This is a genomic window from Arthrobacter sp. NPDC055138, from assembly GCF_053607305.1.
In genome coordinates, this window is sequence record NZ_JBSGTH010000002.1 from 161,095 (window position 1) to 177,738 (window position 16,644).

A 16,644-nucleotide genomic window follows, 5' to 3' on the forward strand; every position below is an offset into this window, starting at 1 on the left:
GAATCCATGTTGCGTTGGTTAACCGCCGGTGAATCCCATGGTCCGGCCCTGGTAGGAATTATCGAAGGCGTCCCCGCCGGCGTCGAACTGACAGCAGCCGAGGTGCAGGATGCGCTGGCGCGGCGGCGTCTGGGCTATGGCCGCGGCGCCCGGATGAAATTCGAAAAGGACGAAGTCACCCTGGTGGGCGGCGTCCGCCACGGCCTGACCCAGGGCGGCCCGGTAGCCATCGAAGTAGCCAACACCGAATGGCCCAAGTGGGAAACCGTGATGTCCGCCGACCCGGTCGATCCTGCACAGTTGGAGGATCTGGCCCGCAACGCCCCGCTCACCCGGCCCCGGCCCGGGCACGCTGACTTCACCGGCATGCAGAAGTATGGCTTCCACGAAGCCCGTCCGGTGCTGGAACGAGCCAGCGCCCGCGAGACAGCCGCCCGGGTAGCGCTGGGCACGGTAGCCGGAAAGTTCCTCTCCGCGCTGGGCATCCGGCTGGTCAGCCATACCACCGCCGTTGGCCGGGTTTCGGTTCCCGAAGGTAGCCGGGTTCCGGTTCCGGACGACGTGCTGGCCCTGGACGAAGATCCGTTGCGCTGCTTCGACGCCGAAACATCGCTGGCCATGGTGCAGGAAGTGGACCAGGCGCACAAGGAAGGAGAAACCCTGGGCGGCGTCGTCGAGGTGCTGGCCTACGGGTTGCCCCCGGGACTGGGCAGCTACGTGCACTGGGACCGTCGGCTGGACGCCCGGCTGGCCGCCGCGCTGATGGGCATCCAGGCGATCAAGGGAGTGGAGGTGGGGGACGGCTTCCTCACCGCCGCCCGCCGTGGATCCGCCGCCCACGACGAAATTGTCCGCGACGAGCACGGCACCATCGTGCGTGCCACCAACCGCGCCGGCGGCATCGAAGGCGGCATGAGCATCGGCGAGACGCTGCGTGTCCGTGCGGCCATGAAGCCCATCGCCACGGTGCCCCGCGCCCTGGCTACCATCGACGTCAGCACCGGCGAGCCGGCCAAGGCCCACCACCAGCGTTCCGATGTCTGCGCGGTGCCGGCGTCCGGCGTCGTTGCCGAGGCCATGGTGGCCCTGGTGCTGGCCGACGCAGTCATCGAGAAGTTCGGCGGCGACTCCGTGGCCGAGACGGCACGCAACCTGCGGTCCTATCTGGCGGCCATCCCGGAGTCGCTGGATTCGATCGGCCAGTAGTGGCGGCCGGGGAACCGATGCGGCTGGGGCGCCACCTGGTGCTGATTGGGCCGATGGCGTCGGGCAAATCGACGCTGGGCAGCCAGTTTGCCAGCCGGCACGGACTCGCGTTCGCCGACAGCGACAAGCGGCTGGTGGAACGGCACGGGCCGATTCCCGCGATCTTCACGTCGCTGGGCGAGCATGCCTTCCGCGAACTTGAGGCCCGCGAAGTGGCTACGCTGCTCGCCGAAGGCAAGCCGCCCGCCGTGGTCTCGCTGGGCGGCGGCGCCATCCTGGACACCGGCACGCAGCAGTTGCTGGCCAACTGCACCGTGGTGTTCCTGGACATTGACGTGGACACGGTGCGTCCGCGCATCATCAAGGACACCGGGCGGCCGCTGCTCGCCGGTGACCCCGTGGGCCGCTGGACCGAGACGCTCCGGCAGCGGCGGCCGGTCTACGAGCGCCTGGCCGACCTGGTGCTGGACACCCGCGGCAAGAGCCAGCAGCAGCTGCTGGCCGAACTGAAGAATCTGCTTGAGGAAAGGCACGAACCGTGAGCAACACCCCCGAGGCAACCGTCATCCCCGTCACCGGGAACACCCCCCAGGAGGCGTACGACGTCGTTGTTGGCCATGCGCTGCTGGGCCGGCTGCCGCAGGTGCTGGGGGAGCGGGTCCGCAAGGTGCTGGTGATCCATCCGCGGGCGCTGCGTGCCACCGGCGACGCCGTGCGTGAGGACCTGGCCTCGAACGGAATGGAGGCGCTGACCGCCGAGATCCCGGACGCGGAGGAAGGCAAGCACATCCAAGTGGCCTCGTTCTGCTGGGAAGTGCTGGGCAAGAACGACTTCACCCGTTCGGACGCCATTGTGGCGGTGGGCGGTGGAGCGGTCACCGACGTGGCCGGCTTCGTGGCCGCGACGTGGCTGCGCGGCGTCAAGGTGGTGCACATCCCCACCAGCCTGCTGGGCATGGTCGATGCCGCAGTCGGCGGCAAGACCGGCATCAACACCGCCGAGGGAAAGAACCTGGTGGGCGCCTTCCACCCGCCGGCCGCCGTACTGGCCGACCTGGACGCGCTGCAGACGCTGCCGCCGAACGAACTGATCACCGGAATGGCCGAGGCGGTCAAGTGCGGCTTCATCGCCGATCCGGTCATCCTTGACCTGATTGAGGCCGACCCCGCGGCGGCCAGCACCGCCGGCACTGCCCAGCTCCGGGAGATCATCGAGCGCTCCATCCGGGTCAAGGCCGAGGTGGTGTCCGCCGACCTGCGCGAGTCCGGACGCCGTGAGTTCCTCAACTACGGGCACACTCTCGGCCACGCGATTGAACTGGCCGAGCGCTATCAGATGCGGCACGGCGCCGCCGTGTCGATCGGCCTTGCCTTCGCCGCCGAGCTCTCCCGGATGGTGGGCCGGCTGGACGACGCCACCGCCGACCGGCACCAGGCGATCCTGAGCTCCCTCGGGCTTCCCGTGACCTACCGCCGCGACCGCTGGGCCGCGCTGCTGGACGGCATGAAGCGGGACAAGAAGGCCCGCGGCGACCTGCTCCGGTTCGTGGTGCTGGATGGTCTGGCCAAGCCCGGCATCCTCGACGTGCCGGACACCTCGCTGCTGTTCGCCGCCTACCAGGAAATCGCCGCGTAGGACGCCGCCGGGCGGCGCGGGGGTGCGGGCCGGTAGACGGGCGGCTCTGCGCCCTGAACCGGGCACCCCGCCGCCCGACCCCAAGTGCTTTTCTGCGCCCTGCTATCCACGTTTTGGCGGGGCCCCGGACGTTTCAGCAGGTCAGGGGCCCGGGCGCTTCGAAAAGTTGGACAATTCCTGCTGAACTTGGACAGCTTGGCTCAGGCACAGCAGGGACACGGGGCCGGGCATCCGTCGTCCTTCCGCGACGATCCCCGGGCGTACGTCGTCGCCCCCGAGGGCCCCGGGCGCCAGTCGTCGTCGTTCCCCGAGGGTCCCGGGCGCCCGTCGTCGTCCTCCCCACGCCTCGGATCCGTTCCCTCGTTCGTGGCGGCCGCCAGGGCTGGGTATATCCGCGAGGGCGGGTCCATAGACCATGCCCTCGCAGCTAAACCCCGTCCTGGACAGGGATGCCCTGCCCTGAAGAACATGCCGCGCCGCCGGCACTCGCACCCCGAACACGCCGGCTCCACCAGTCGGCTCGAACCCACCGGTCCCGGCCGGATTGATCCCGGAAACCCCGGCCGCTTCGGGCAGGCAGGCCGCCAGCAGGTAGAATGTCTGCTGGACTTCGCTCCGGGCCGGGCGGACCTTCCGCCGGCGGCCCGCCATCATCGACGAAAGTGAAACTGTGGCCACAACCAACGACATCAAGAACGGCACCGTGCTGAAACTGGACGGCCAGCTGTGGAACGTCATTGAGTTCCAGCACGTGAAGCCGGGCAAGGGCGGCGCGTTCGTGCGCACCAAGATCAAGAATGTCGTCAGCGGCAAGATCCAGGACAAGACGTTCAACGCCGGCCTGAAGATCGAAACTGCCACGGTGGACCGCCGCGATTACACCTACCTGTACAAGGACGGCGACGACTTCGTCTTCATGGACGTGCAGGACTACGACCAGGTCACCGTGCCCGGTCCGGTTGTCGGCGATGACGAGAACTTCCTGCTGGAAAACATCAAGGTCAACATCGCCATGCACGACGGCACCCCGCTCTACATCGAGCTGCCGGCCTCCGTGGTCATGGAGATCACTTACACCGAGCCCGGCCTGCAGGGCGACCGCTCCACCGGCGGCACCAAGCCCGCCACCGTCGAGACCGGCTACCAGATCCAGGTTCCGCTGTTCCTGGAGACCGGCACCAAGGTCAAGGTCGACACCCGCAGCGGCGACTACCTGGGACGAGTCAACGACTAGTGAGTGCCCCTACTTCAGCCCGCGGCAAGGCCCGCCGCAGGGCCGTCGACGTCCTTTTTGAAGCCGAGCAGCGCGGCGTGAGTGCTGCCGAGGCGCTGGCCGGTCGGGACAAGACCGATCAGGTGATCAACCCCTACACAGCGCAGATCGTGGAGGGTGTCGCCGCCCTGCAGCCCACCATCGACGAGTTCCTCGCCACCTACGCGCAGGGCTGGACGCTGGACCGGATGCCCGCGGTGGACCGGATCATCCTGCGCGTCGGCTCGTGGGAACTGCTCTACAACGACGACGTGCCCGACGGTGTCGCGGTGAGCGAGGCCGTGGAGTTGGCCAAGACTCTGTCAACGGACGAGTCGCCCTCCTTCGTCAACGGCCTGTTGGGCCGGTTGCAGCAGCTCAAGCCCACGCTGCTGGCTTAAGGCGCCTGTTCAGCCACCATCCCCACGGACGACGGCGGGTGCCCACCTTTAGCGGGCACCCGCCGTCGCCGCGTCCCGGCCCGGCCTGCTCATGTGCCGGGCAACTGCCGTCGCCGCGTCCGGTTGGGAACGGGGTTGCCACCAGACCGTCGATGCGACGAGGGCCGCCGGCCTGTGCGGCGGGCGTCCGCTGTCGACGCGTCCGGTCCGGCCAGCCTATGCGCGTCGGACACCAGCCGCCGGCGGCCCGACGTTCGGTGAGCTTGCGCACATCGGCACCAGATCGCCGTCGTGCGGCCGTCACGAAGCAATCGGGCGGGGCTGGCCGTGGTAGTTTTGAGGGCGCAAGCAACCTTTAAATTCCGTCCAGTGAGGCGGGGAAGGAGGCGGCAAAAGATGAGCACCGACTCGCCGGCGCAACAGCCGGCATCGTCGCGAGTTGTACTTGCCGAAGCGGACATCAACCGCGCATTGACCCGTATCGCCCACGAAATCCTCGAGGCGAACAAGGGGTCCCAAGACCTGGTCCTGCTGGGCATTCCACGCCGTGGGTATCCGCTGGCCCGGCGGCTGGCAGCCAAAATCGCCGCCGCCGATCCCTCCGTCGCTGCCGAAGACATCATCGGACAGCTGGACGTGACCATGTTCCGCGACGACCTCCGCCGCCACCCCACGCGCACCCCGCTGCCCACCCAGCTGCCGGCAGCCGGCATCGACGACAAGGTGGTGGTGCTGGTGGACGACGTGCTCTACTCCGGCCGCACCATCCGCGCAGCCCTGGACGCCCTGGTGGATCTGGGCCGGCCCCGAATTGTCCGGCTGGCCGTCCTGGTGGACCGCGGGCACCGCGAGCTCCCGATCCGGGCCGACCACGTCGGCAAAAACCTGCCCACCTCCTCGGTGGAAAAGGTCCGGGTCCGGCTGGCCGAAATTGATACGAACAACGGCAGCCCGGCCGCCGACGAGGTAGTGATCGAGGACTTCAGCGCATGAAACACCTGCTGTCCACCGCGGACCTGGCCAAATCCGACGCGGTGCAGATCCTGGATACCGCCGAGGAAATGTCCGCCGTGTCCTTGCGCGAGGTCAAGAAACTCCCCGTGCTGCGCGGCCGCACCGTGGTCAACCTCTTCTTCGAGGACTCCACCCGCACCCGCATCTCCTTCGAGGCCGCCGCTAAGCGGCTCTCGGCCGACGTGATCAACTTCGCCGCCAAGGGATCCTCCGTGTCCAAGGGCGAATCGCTCAAGGACACCGCGCAGACCCTGGAAGCGATGGGCGCCGACGCCGTCGTGATCCGGCACTGGGCCTCCGGGGCACCGGCACGGCTGGCCGGTTCCGGCTGGATCGACGCCACCGTGGTCAACGCCGGCGACGGCACCCACGAGCACCCCACCCAGGCGCTGCTGGATGCGTTCACGCTGCGGCGCACCTGGGCCAAGCTCAACGGCACCGCCTCCACCGGCACGGACCTGTCCGGCATGAAGGTGGCCATCGTCGGGGACATCCTGCACTCCCGGGTGGCCCGCTCCAACCTGTGGCTGCTGCGCACGCTGGGCGCCGAGGTCACCATGGTGGCGCCGCCCACGCTGCTGCCGGTGGGCAGCCGCGAGTGGCCGTGCACCATCAGCTATGACCTGGACGCCACGCTGGCCGCCGGGACGGACGCCGTGATGATGCTGCGCGTCCAGGGCGAGCGGATGAACGCCGCCTACTTCCCGTCCACGCAGGAGTACTCCAGCCGCTGGGGCTTCAACGACCTCAGGCTGGCGGCGCTGGACGCCTCCGGCCGCGACGGCACCATCATCATGCACCCCGGCCCGATGAACCGCGGGCTGGAAATTTCCTCCGCCGCAGCCGACTCGCCGCGGTCCACCGTGCTGGACCAGGTCCGCAACGGTGTGGCCGTCCGGATGGCCGCCCTCTACCTTCTGCTGTCCGGCGGCACCGTGTCCGCCGCTCCCGCACCCACTGCCGCCCAGGAGGCCAAGTGACCGAGTCCAACACCGCGTCCAACTCCCAGACCAGCTACCTGATCCGCGGGGCCTCGCTCACCGGCGGGGACCGGGCCGACCTGCTGGTCCGCGACGGAAAGATCGCCGAGGTCGGCAGCGCGCTCAGTGCGGCAGACGCCGTCGTGATTGACGCCGACGGTCTGATTGCGCTGCCCGGCATGGTGGACCTGCACACGCACCTGCGCGAGCCGGGGCGCGAGGACGCGGAGACGGTGGAGACCGGCACCCGCGCCGCCGCCCTGGGCGGCTTCACTGCGGTGCACGCGATGGCTAACTCATCGCCGGTGGCCGACACCGCCGGCGTGGTCGAGCAGGTCTACACGCTGGGCCGCAGCGCCGGCTGGGCCGACGTCCGCCCGGTGGGCGCTGTGACTGTGGGGCTGGCCGGTGAGCGGCTGGCCGAGCTCGGCGCGATGGCCGATTCCCGCGCCCGGGTCCGGGTGTTCTCCGATGACGGGATCTGCGTCTCGGATCCGGTGCTGATGCGCCGCGCGCTGGAATACGTCAAAGCATTCGACGGCGTGATCGCCCAGCATGCGCAGGAGCCGCGGCTGACCGACGGGGCGCAGATGAACGAGGGAACCGTTTCGGCGGTGCTGGGGATGACCGGCTGGCCGGCCGTGGCCGAGGAGAGCATCATCGCCCGCGACGTGCTGCTGGCCCAGCACGTGGACTCGCGGCTGCACGTCTGCCATGTCTCGACGGCAGGATCGGTGGAGATCATCCGCTGGGCCAAGGCCCGCGGCATCAAGGTTACCGCCGAGGTCACGCCGCACCACCTGTGGCTGACCGACGAACTGGTGCGCAGCTACGACCCGGTTTACAAGGTCAACCCGCCGCTGCGCACCGACGAGGACGTGCAGGCGCTGCGCGCCGGCCTGGCCGACGGCACCATCGACGTGATCGGCACCGACCACGCCCCGCACCCCTCCGAGGCGAAGGAATGCGAGTGGGCGCAGGCTGCGATGGGCATGACCGGACTGGAGACCGCGCTGTCCGTGGTGCAGCACACCATGATCGAATTCGGGCTGATCGGCTGGGCGGACTTCGCCCGGATCACCTCCGCCATGCCGGCGCGGATCGGCCGATTGGCCGGCCAAGGCCAGCCGCTGTCCACCGGATCGGCAGCCAACATCACGCTGGTCGATCCCGCCGCCCGCTGGACGGTGGACCCGTCGGCCATGGCCACCAAGGGCCGGAACTCGCCCTTCGCCGGCCGGCAGCTGCCCGGCCGCGTGGAGGCCACCTTCCTCAACGGACACCCCACCGTGCTGAACGGCGCCCTGAACACGCCAGCCCGGCCGGCAGAGGAGGGCTAGATGAACCAACTCCAAGCAGGCCTGGTGATGCTCGCCGTCGCCGTCGTGCTCCTGGTGCTGGTGGCGGTGGGCTGGCGGAACCGGCTCAAGCGCCAGCAGGACATCGCGCCGCTGCCGCAGATTCCGGCGGACACCGCCAACCCCACCGGCTACTACGAAGGCATGTATGTGGTCACGACGACGGCGGGGGACTGGCTGGACCGCGTGGCCGTGCACGGCCTGGGCGTCCGGACCAAGGCCGCGCTGCGGACTTACCCGCACGGCGTGCTGATCGAACGCCCCGGCTCCACCGACCTCTACATTCCGGCCGCAACCATCTCCGGTGTGCGCACCGAGAGCGGCATGGTGGGCAAGTTCGTGGAATCCGAAGGGCTCGCCGTGATCACGTGGAAACTGGGGGAGCGCGACGTCGACACCGCCTTCCGCACCCGGCAGGCCGCCGATAAACAACCGCTGCTGGCGCAGCTGCAGACATACCTACCCGCCGTACAGGAAGACTAGGAAACATCGTGAGCGCAGAATCAACCTTCGCAACCGCACCGGCGCTGCTGGTGCTCGAAGACGGCCGGACCTTCCGCGGCCGCAGCTACGGCGCCCAGGGAACCGCACTGGGCGAGGCGGTCTTTGCCACCGGGATGACCGGTTACCAGGAGACCATCACCGATCCGTCCTACGCCCGCCAGCTGGTGGTGCAGACAGCACCGCACATCGGCAACACCGGGGTGAACGACGAGGACGCCGAGTCCCGCAAAATCTGGGTGGCCGGCTACGTGGTCCGCGATCCAGCGCGACGTCCGTCCAACTGGCGCTCCGAGCGCAGCCTGGACGACGAACTGGTCAACCAGGGCATCGTGGGCATCCAGGGCGTGGACACCCGGGCGCTGACCCGCCACCTGCGTGAGCGCGGCGCGATGAAGGCCGGCATCTTCTCCGGCGAGGCAGCCGACCGCTCCGCCACGGTGCTGGTGGCCGAGGTCCTCGCGCAACCGTCGATGGAAGGCTCCCGGCTGGCCGAAGAGGTCAGCGTCACCGAAGCCTACGTCGTCGAACCGGCAGACCATGGCTGGGAGGGCGAGCCGCGGTTCACCGTCGCCGCCCTCGACCTGGGCATCAAGGCGATGACTCCGGTCCGGTTCGCCGAGCGCGGCATCCGGGTGCACGTGCTGCCGGCCACCGCAACCTTCGAGGACGTCCAGGCTGTCTCGCCCGACGGCATGTTTATGTCCAACGGCCCCGGCGACCCCGCCACCGCCGACCGCCAGGTGCTGCTGCTGCGCAAGGTGCTCGATGCCGGACTGCCGTTCTTCGGCATCTGCTTCGGCAACCAGATCCTGGGCCGCGCGCTGGGCTTCGGCACCTACAAACTGCGCTACGGCCACCGCGGTATCAACGTGCCGGTGATGGACCGGCGCACCGGCAAGGTCGAAATCACCTCGCAGAACCACGGCTTTGCCGTCGACGCCCCGCTGGACGGCCCGACGCTGGCACCGGAGGAGCGCTTCGGCCGGGTGGAAGTCAGCCACGTCTGCCTGAACGACGACGTCGTCGAGGGCCTCGCCTGCCTCGACATTCCCGCCTTTTCCGTCCAGTTCCACCCGGAAGCGGCCGCCGGCCCGCACGATGCGGCCACGCTGTTCGACCGTTTCTCCGACCTGATGGATTCCCGCAGCACCCAGACCGGGACCGCCGCTGAGAGCCCCGCTAAGAGCGCCGCCGAGACGGCTGCGGAGCCGGCTTCCGCGACGACTTCCGAGACCACGAAGGAAAGCAAGTAATGCCCAAGAGAGAAGATCTTAAATCCGTCCTGGTCATCGGTTCCGGTCCGATCGTGATCGGCCAGGCGGCCGAATTCGACTATTCCGGCACCCAGGCGCTGCGCGTGCTGAAGGAGGAAGGCCTGCGGGTCATCCTGGTCAACTCCAACCCGGCGACCATCATGACGGACCCGGAGTTCGCCGATGCCACGTACGTGGAGCCGATCACGCCCGAGGTGGTCGAAAAGATCATCGCCAAGGAGCGCCCGGACGCCGTGCTGCCCACGCTGGGCGGCCAGACCGCCTTGAACACGGCGATCGCGCTGGACAAGAACGGCGTGCTGGAGAAGTACAACGTGGAGCTGATCGGTGCGAACATCGCCGCCATCGAGCTCGGTGAAGACCGCGAGAAGTTCAAGGGCGTCGTCGAACGCTGCGGCGCCGAATCCGCCAAGTCGGTGATCGTGCACTCGATGGACGAGGCCTTCGCCGCCGCCGACGAACTGGGCTACCCGATGGTGGTGCGCCCGTCCTTCACCATGGGCGGCCTGGGCTCGGGCATGGCGTACAACCCGGACGACCTGCGCCGGATCGCCGGAGCCGGCATCCAGTACAGCCCCACCAGCGAGGTGCTGCTCGAAGAGAGCATCCTGGGCTGGAAGGAATACGAGCTTGAGATGATGCGCGACAAGAACGACAACGTCGTAGTCGTGTGCTCGATCGAGAACTTCGATCCGGTGGGCGTGCACACCGGCGACTCCATCACGGTGGCGCCCGCCATGACGCTGACCGACCGCGAGTTCCAGAAGCTGCGCGACATCTCCATCGCGGTCATCCGCGAGGTGGGCGTCGACACCGGCGGCTGCAACATCCAGTTCGCCATCGAACCGGACACCGGCCGCGTTGTGGTGATCGAAATGAACCCGCGCGTCTCCCGCTCCTCGGCGCTGGCGTCCAAGGCCACCGGCTTCGCCATCGCGAAGATCGCCACCAAGCTGTCGCTGGGCTACACGCTGGACGAGATCCCCAACGACATCACGCAGCAGACCCCTGCCGCCTTCGAACCGACCCTGGACTACGTCGTCGTCAAGGTGCCGCGTTTTGCGTTCGAGAAGTTCCCGGCCGCCGACCCGACGCTGACCACCACCATGAAGTCCGTGGGCGAGGCGATGGCCATCGGCCGCAACTTCACCGAAGCGCTGCAGAAGGCGCTGCGGTCGCTGGAGCAGAAGGGCGCCCAGCTGGAGTTCGCCCCGGTCAACGACTACGACGTGCCCGAGCTGCTGGCCAAGGCCAAGTTCGGCTCCACCGAGCGGCTCTCGCTGGTGCAGCGGGCGCTGCTGGGCGGCGCCACCGTCGAGCAGGTCTTCGAGGCCACCGCGATCGACCCGTGGTTCCTGGACCAGCTGCAGCTGATCAACGAAGTGGCCACCGAGATCCGCAAGGCCCCGGCGCTGACCGAGGACATCCTGCGGCTGGCCAAGCGCCACGGCTTCTCCGACCAGCAGATCGGCAAGCTGTCCAACACCAGCGAAGCAGTGGTCCGCGGCGTCCGGCACGCGCTGGGCATCCGCCCGGTGTTCAAGACCGTTGACACCTGCGCCGCGGAATTCGCCGCCTACACCCCGTACCACTACTCGTCCTACGACGAGGAGGATGAGGTTGAGCTGCACGCCAAGCCGTCCGTGATCATCCTCGGTTCCGGTCCCAACCGGATCGGCCAGGGCATCGAGTTCGACTACTCCTGCGTCCACGCCACCATGGCGCTGCGCAAGGCCGGGCACGAGACGGTGATGATCAACTGCAACCCGGAGACCGTCTCCACCGACTACGACATCTCCAACCGCCTGTACTTCGAGCCGCTCACGCTCGAGGATGTGCTGGAGGTCATCGCGGCCGAAGAGCGCACCGGCGGCGTGCTGGGCGTCTTCGTGCAACTGGGTGGCCAGACGCCGCTGAAGCTGGCGCAGGCCCTGGCCGACGCCGGCATCCCGATCCTCGGCACCTCGCCGGAAGCGATCGACCTGGCCGAGCACCGCGGTGCGTTCCAGCGCGTGCTGGATTCGGCCGGCCTGATCGCCCCGAAGAACGGCACCGCCGTCTCTTTCGACGAGGCCAAGAAAATTGCCGACGAGATCGGCTACCCGGTGCTGGTCCGTCCGTCCTACGTGCTCGGCGGCCGCGGGATGGAGATTGTCTACGACGAGGCCAACCTCTCCCGTTACATTGCCAACGCCACCGAGATCACGCCGGACCACCCGGTGCTGGTGGACCGCTTCCTGGAAGACGCCATCGAGATCGACGTCGATGCGCTCTACGACGGCAAGGACCTCTACGTGGGCGGCATCATGGAGCACATCGAGGAGGCCGGCATCCACTCCGGCGACTCCGCCTGCGTGCTGCCGCCGATCACGCTGGGCGCCGAGGTGCTGGAGCGCGTGCGCAACGCCACCGCGGCCATCGCCGACGGCGTGGGAGTGCGCGGCCTGATCAACATCCAGTTCGCGCTGGCCGCCGACGTGCTCTACGTGATTGAAGCGAACCCGCGGGCGTCCCGCACCGTCCCGTTCGTTTCCAAGGCCACCGGCGTGCAGTTGGCCAAGGCCGCGGCGCTGATCGGCACCGGCGTGGACATCGACATGCTGCGCAGCGTCTACAAGCTGCTGCCGGAAACCGGCGACGGGTCCCGGCTGCCACTGGAGGCTCCGGTGGCAGTCAAGGAAGCAGTGCTTCCGTTCAGCCGGTTCCGCACGCCCGAAGGCACCGTGGTGGACTCGCTGCTCGGCCCGGAAATGCGCTCCACCGGCGAGGTCATGGGCATTGACAAGTACTTCGACACCGCCTTCGCGAAGAGCCAGGCCGCGGCCGGCAGCGCACTGCCGACGTCGGGCAAGGTCTTTGTTTCGGTGGCCAACCGGGACAAGCGCTCCATCATCATGCCGGTGAAGCTGCTGGTTGATCTGGGCTTCGAAATCCTCTCCACCGGCGGCACGGCCGACGTGCTGCGCCGCAACGGCATCCAGTCCACCACGGTGCGGAAGATCGCAGAGGGGCGGTCCGACGACGGCGAGGGCACCATCGTCGACCTGATCACCGAAGGCCAGGTCGGGCTCGTGCTCAACACCCCCTCCGGCGGCCAGGCCCGCGGCGACGGCTACGAGATCCGCGCCGCAGCCACCTCGGTGGGCACGCCGATCATCACCACCGTGTCCGAATTCGGTGCGGCCATCCAGGCCATCGAGGCGATGCGGCAGTACGAGTGGGACGTGACCAGCCTGCAGGAGCATGCCGAAAAGCTGAAGGCCGCCATCCATGCCTGAGCCTGACGTCCGGCCGCTGCCCGCCAGTTTCGGGCAGCGGCTGCGGGCGGCGATGGCGGCCCGCGGGCCGCTGTGCGTGGGGATCGACCCGCACCCGTCGCTGCTCTCCGCCTGGGGCCTGAACGACGACGCCGGCGGGCTGGAACGCTTCTCCCTCACCGTGCTGGACGCGGTGGGGGAGCAGGCCGCCGCCCTGAAGCCGCAGGTGGCACTGTACGAGCGGCACGGCTCTGCCGGGCTGGCCGTGCTGGAGAAGCTGCTGGCCGCCTCCGCCGAGGCGGGGGCACTGACCATCGCGGACGCCAAGCGCGGCGACATCGGCTCCACCATGGCAGCGTACGCCGACGCCTGGCTGCGTGACGGTTCGCCGCTGGCGGCCGACGCCGTGACCCTGAGCCCGTACTTGGGTTATGGATCGCTGCGGCCTGCGCTGGACCTGGCCGCGGCGACCGGCCGCGGCGTGTTCGTGCTGGCGCTGACCTCCAACCCGGAAGGCGCCAGCGTGCAGCACGTGGGCGGCGCCGAGTCGGTGGCGCGCCGCGTTGCGGAATCGGCCGCGGCCGACAACGCCAGAGCCGGGCGCGACGGCGAACTGGGCTCGGTGGGCCTGGTGGTCGGCGCGACCGTCCGGGCCGACGTCATGGAACGGCTGGGGCTGGACCTGGCAGCCGTCAACGGACCGCTGCTGGCGCCGGGACTGGGCGCCCAGGGAGCCACCGGCGCCGACATCGCGGCAGCCTTCGGCCCCGCCGTCGGGAATGTGCTGGCCACCTCCAGCCGGGACATCCTCAAAGCCGGTCCGAACACCGCCGCGCTGCGCGAGGCGACCGAACGCACCCTGGCTGGCCTGTCAGCCTTCTCCGGCTGAGCGGTCCGCCATGGCGGCGGTCGCGAGGCGACCGAACGCACCCTGGCTGGCCTGTCAGCCTTCTCCGGCTGAGCGGTCCGCCATGGCGGCGGCCTTGAACCGGCCGCTGCCTCTTCGGCCCGAGCAGCGCCGCACCCGGCTCCGGCTCCGGCCAGCCTCCGGTCCGAGCAGCGCCCTGGGCGCTGTTCCAGCCCCGGCACCGGAACGGTACGGTTCTGGTAAGTTCAGTTCATGCCCAAAAGTGCCCGCCGGGCCGGCTTGTCCGACGGGCCGGATTGTCTGGAGGAGCTGTGGGTCTTCGACCGTTGACGGAGAGCGAACGCACTGCCGCCCGCCTGAAGGCGACGGCAGCCCGGGCTGACCGCGCGGAAATCAAGGCCAAGGTGAAGTCCGGTGCCATGACCATCGCGGAGGTGATCGAGGCCGCCGGGTCGATGGAATCGATCGGCCGCCTGCGGGTCGCCGAGCTGCTCGAATCGTTGCCGGGAATCGGAGAAGTCCGCGCCGCCGCCATTATGGAGACGGTCGGCATCGCCCGCAGCCGCCGGCTGCGCGGCCTCGGCATCCACCAGCGCCGTGCACTGATTGACCACTTGGAGTCCCAGTAACAGATGGAAGATATGTCCGACAAACCCCGCCTGACCGTTCTCGCCGGCCCCACCGCCGTCGGCAAGGGCACCGTTTCCACCTATATCCGTGACAACTACCCCGAAGTTTGGCTCTCCGTCTCCGCCACCACCCGTGAACCGCGCCCCGGTGAACAGGACGGTGTCCACTATTTCTTTGTCGGCGCCGAAGAGTTCGACCGGCTGGTGGCCACCGGCGACATGCTGGAGTGGGCCGTGGTCCATGGGCGGAACCGCTACGGCACGCTGCGCCGCACGGTAGAGGACGCCATGGCAGACGGGAAGTCCGTGCTGCTGGAGATTGATCTGCAGGGTGCACGGCAAGTCAAGGAGTCCATGCCGGAGGCCACCTTTGTGTTCCTGGCCCCGCCCAGCTGGGACGAAATGGTCCGCCGGCTAGTGGGCCGCGGCACCGAAACAGCCGAGGAACAGCAGCAACGGCTGGAAACCGCTAAACTAGAACTTGCTGCCGAGCCCGAGTTCGATTTCACCGTCGTTAACGACGATGTCCAGCGGGCGGCAGACGAGCTCGTTTCACTGATGGGACTTCTTCCGCACCCGCGCTGAGCAGGTCTTGGAAGAATTGTCCCGGAACAAAATTGGAGATTTTGTGTCGACCAACCTCGAAGGCATCATCAACCCGCCGATCGACTCCCTGCTGGAAGCAGCGGATTCGAAGTATGCGCTGGTGATTTACGGTGCCAAGCGTGCCCGCCAGATCAACGCCTACTACTCGCAGCTGCACGAAGGCCTGTTCGAGTACGTTGGCCCGCTGGTGGATACCAAGCTGAACGAGAAGCCGCTGTCCATCGCGCTGCGCGAAATCAACGAGGGCCTGCTGGTCAGCAAGCCCGTGGAAACGGTCGCAGAGTAACTTTCTACAGCGTCTAACACCGGGGCAGGCATGCGGATCATTCTGGGCGTAGGCGGCGGCATCGCCGCCTACAAATCGGCATCCCTGCTTCGGCTGTTTAAGGAAGCCGGCCACCAGGTCACCGTGATCCCCACCGACGCCGCCGAGAAGTTCGTTGGCCGCGCCACCTGGGAGGCCCTTTCCGGCAACCCGGTCAGCAACAGCGTCTTCGACGACGTGGATTCGGTGAATCACGTGCGGCTCGGTCAGGAGGCCGACCTGGTGGTGGTTTGCCCCGCCACCGCGGACCTGCTGGCCCGTGCCGCCGCCGGCCTGGCCGGAGACTTGCTGACCAACACGCTGCTGGTGGCCACCGCGCCGGTGGTCTTCGTGCCGGCCATGCACACCGAAATGTGGCAGCATCCGGCCACCGTGGCGAATGTGGCCACACTGCGCGGCCGCGGCAGCACTGTGATCGACCCGGCCGTCGGGCGCCTGACCGGCAAGGACACCGGCCCCGGCCGGCTGCCCGAACCGGCGGACATCTACGATTTCATCACCGGCGGCCTCGCCGACGGAACCCTGCAACGGCGTCCGACGGCGGTGCCTGAGCCGGCGGCGCCAGGCGCCTCCCTGCCGGGAACCGTTGCTTCGGAACCGGGCCCGCTGGCCGGCAAACGGGTGCTGATCACCGCCGGTGGTACCCGCGAGCCGCTGGACCCCGTGCGTTTCCTCGGCAACCGGTCCTCCGGCAAACAGGGCGTCGCGCTGGCCCGTGCCGCAGCGGCCGCCGGTGCCGAGGTGGAACTGATCGTCGCGCACATCGAAGTTGCCATCCCCGACGGGGTCAAGTCCAGTTCGGTGGAAACGGCCCTTGACCTGCGCGAGGCGACGCTCGAAGCGGCGGCGCGCGCCGACGTCGTGATCATGGCCGCGGCAGTCGCTGATTTCCGGCCGGCCGAAGTGACCGAGAGCAAGATCAAAAAACGCGACGACACCGCGGATCCGGTCATCACGCTGGTGCGCAACCCGGACATCCTGGTGGAGGTCGTGCAGCAGCGCGGCACCGACGGCACGCCGCTGATTGTCGGCTTCGCCGCGGAGACCGGCGATGACCGCGGGAACGTGCTGGACTACGCGCGCAGCAAGCTCGAACGCAAGGGCTGCGACCTGCTGGTGCTCAACCGCGTGGGCCGCGACCTGGTGTTCGGCCAGGACGACACCGAAATCACCGTGCTGGCCCGGAGCGGAGCCGAACCGCAGTCGCACCGCGGCAGCAAGGACAGCGCCGCCGCCACGGTGATTCAGCGCATCGTCGCCGAACTCGCCGGCTGAACGTCTGCCGGTGCCGGCTCCGGCCTCCGTGCCCCATATGTCCCCCTGTTTCGCTTCAT

Annotated in this window: 16 protein-coding genes; all 16 read left to right on the forward strand. The window is 68.5% G+C overall.

Annotated features, from left to right (window positions below):
• The first annotated feature begins 6 nt into the window (after nt 1-6).
• Nucleotides 7-1,206, forward strand: coding sequence for a chorismate synthase (gene aroC / locus ACWF5H_RS05915; protein ID WP_452035548.1), 1,200 nt, complete (start codon nt 7-9; stop codon nt 1,204-1,206).
• Nucleotides 1,206-1,748 (forward strand): shikimate kinase, encoded by a 543-nt coding sequence (locus ACWF5H_RS05920; protein WP_452035550.1) that lies wholly within the window; start codon nt 1,206-1,208, stop codon nt 1,746-1,748. Before aroC ends, ACWF5H_RS05920 begins: the two co-directional genes overlap by 1 nt.
• The gene (gene aroB, locus ACWF5H_RS05925; RefSeq protein WP_452035552.1) at nt 1,745-2,842 is read left to right on the forward strand and encodes a 3-dehydroquinate synthase; all 1,098 of its coding nucleotides are present in this window, start codon (nt 1,745-1,747) and stop codon (nt 2,840-2,842) included. The genes ACWF5H_RS05920 and aroB overlap by 4 nt, the downstream gene beginning before the upstream one ends.
• A gap of 670 nt (nt 2,843-3,512) precedes the next feature.
• On the forward strand, nt 3,513-4,076 hold the full coding sequence (efp, locus tag ACWF5H_RS05930; RefSeq protein ID WP_127512663.1) for an elongation factor P: 564 nt from the start codon (nt 3,513-3,515) through the stop codon (nt 4,074-4,076).
• On the forward strand, nt 4,076-4,495 hold the full coding sequence (gene nusB, locus ACWF5H_RS05935; RefSeq protein ID WP_127512662.1) for a transcription antitermination factor NusB: 420 nt from the start codon (nt 4,076-4,078) through the stop codon (nt 4,493-4,495). Before efp ends, nusB begins: the two co-directional genes overlap by 1 nt.
• Before the next feature lie 396 nt (nt 4,496-4,891).
• The gene (gene pyrR, locus ACWF5H_RS05940; protein WP_452035553.1) at nt 4,892-5,488 is read left to right on the forward strand and encodes a bifunctional pyr operon transcriptional regulator/uracil phosphoribosyltransferase PyrR; all 597 of its coding nucleotides are present in this window, start codon (nt 4,892-4,894) and stop codon (nt 5,486-5,488) included.
• The gene (locus ACWF5H_RS05945; RefSeq protein ID WP_364647357.1) at nt 5,485-6,489 is read left to right on the forward strand and encodes an aspartate carbamoyltransferase catalytic subunit; all 1,005 of its coding nucleotides are present in this window, start codon (nt 5,485-5,487) and stop codon (nt 6,487-6,489) included. The genes pyrR and ACWF5H_RS05945 overlap by 4 nt, the downstream gene beginning before the upstream one ends.
• Nucleotides 6,486-7,829 (forward strand): dihydroorotase, encoded by a 1,344-nt coding sequence (locus ACWF5H_RS05950; protein WP_452035556.1) that lies wholly within the window; start codon nt 6,486-6,488, stop codon nt 7,827-7,829. The genes ACWF5H_RS05945 and ACWF5H_RS05950 overlap by 4 nt, the downstream gene beginning before the upstream one ends.
• On the forward strand, nt 7,830-8,330 hold the full coding sequence (locus ACWF5H_RS05955) for a PH-like domain-containing protein (RefSeq protein WP_452035558.1): 501 nt from the start codon (nt 7,830-7,832) through the stop codon (nt 8,328-8,330). It abuts the gene before it with no gap.
• Nucleotides 8,331-8,338: 8 nt separating this feature from the next.
• The gene (gene carA / locus ACWF5H_RS05960) at nt 8,339-9,604 is read left to right on the forward strand and encodes a glutamine-hydrolyzing carbamoyl-phosphate synthase small subunit (protein ID WP_452035560.1); all 1,266 of its coding nucleotides are present in this window, start codon (nt 8,339-8,341) and stop codon (nt 9,602-9,604) included.
• A complete protein-coding gene (gene carB / locus ACWF5H_RS05965) occupies nt 9,604-12,903 on the forward strand; it encodes a carbamoyl-phosphate synthase large subunit (RefSeq protein ID WP_364647369.1) in 3,300 nt (1,099 codons plus the stop codon). The genes carA and carB overlap by 1 nt, the downstream gene beginning before the upstream one ends.
• Nucleotides 12,896-13,771 carry an orotidine-5'-phosphate decarboxylase gene (pyrF, locus tag ACWF5H_RS05970; protein WP_452035561.1) on the forward strand — a complete coding sequence of 292 codons (876 nt, stop codon included), beginning with the start codon at nt 12,896-12,898 and terminating at the stop codon, nt 13,769-13,771. The genes carB and pyrF overlap by 8 nt, the downstream gene beginning before the upstream one ends.
• A 290-nt stretch (nt 13,772-14,061) precedes the next feature.
• On the forward strand, nt 14,062-14,379 hold the full coding sequence (mihF, locus tag ACWF5H_RS05975; RefSeq protein WP_452035562.1) for an integration host factor, actinobacterial type: 318 nt from the start codon (nt 14,062-14,064) through the stop codon (nt 14,377-14,379).
• Between the two features lie 12 nt (nt 14,380-14,391).
• Nucleotides 14,392-14,964, forward strand: coding sequence for a guanylate kinase (gmk, locus tag ACWF5H_RS05980; protein WP_364647378.1), 573 nt, complete (start codon nt 14,392-14,394; stop codon nt 14,962-14,964).
• 43 nt (nt 14,965-15,007) lie between these two features.
• Nucleotides 15,008-15,271 (forward strand): DNA-directed RNA polymerase subunit omega, encoded by a 264-nt coding sequence (gene rpoZ, locus ACWF5H_RS05985; RefSeq protein ID WP_127512652.1) that lies wholly within the window; start codon nt 15,008-15,010, stop codon nt 15,269-15,271.
• A gap of 30 nt (nt 15,272-15,301) precedes the next feature.
• A complete protein-coding gene (locus tag ACWF5H_RS05990) occupies nt 15,302-16,585 on the forward strand; it encodes a bifunctional phosphopantothenoylcysteine decarboxylase/phosphopantothenate synthase (protein WP_452035564.1) in 1,284 nt (427 codons plus the stop codon).
• Nucleotides 16,586-16,644 lie beyond the last annotated feature (59 nt).

Excerpts from the sequence above, each read along its gene's own strand:
- aroC (WP_452035548.1), top strand. The coding sequence starts at position 7 with ATGTTGCGTTGGTTAACCGCCGGTGAATCCCATGGTCCGGCCCTGGTA.
- pyrR (WP_452035553.1), top strand. The coding sequence starts at position 4,892 with ATGAGCACCGACTCGCCGGCGCAACAGCCGGCATCGTCGCGAGTTGTA.
- ACWF5H_RS05945 (WP_364647357.1), top strand. The coding sequence starts at position 5,485 with ATGAAACACCTGCTGTCCACCGCGGACCTGGCCAAATCCGACGCGGTG.
- ACWF5H_RS05955 (WP_452035558.1), top strand. The coding sequence starts at position 7,830 with ATGAACCAACTCCAAGCAGGCCTGGTGATGCTCGCCGTCGCCGTCGTG.
- carB (WP_364647369.1), top strand. The coding sequence starts at position 9,604 with ATGCCCAAGAGAGAAGATCTTAAATCCGTCCTGGTCATCGGTTCCGGT.
- pyrF (WP_452035561.1), top strand. The coding sequence starts at position 12,896 with ATGCCTGAGCCTGACGTCCGGCCGCTGCCCGCCAGTTTCGGGCAGCGG.
- gmk (WP_364647378.1), top strand. The coding sequence starts at position 14,392 with ATGTCCGACAAACCCCGCCTGACCGTTCTCGCCGGCCCCACCGCCGTC.
- ACWF5H_RS05990 (WP_452035564.1), top strand. The coding sequence starts at position 15,302 with ATGCGGATCATTCTGGGCGTAGGCGGCGGCATCGCCGCCTACAAATCG.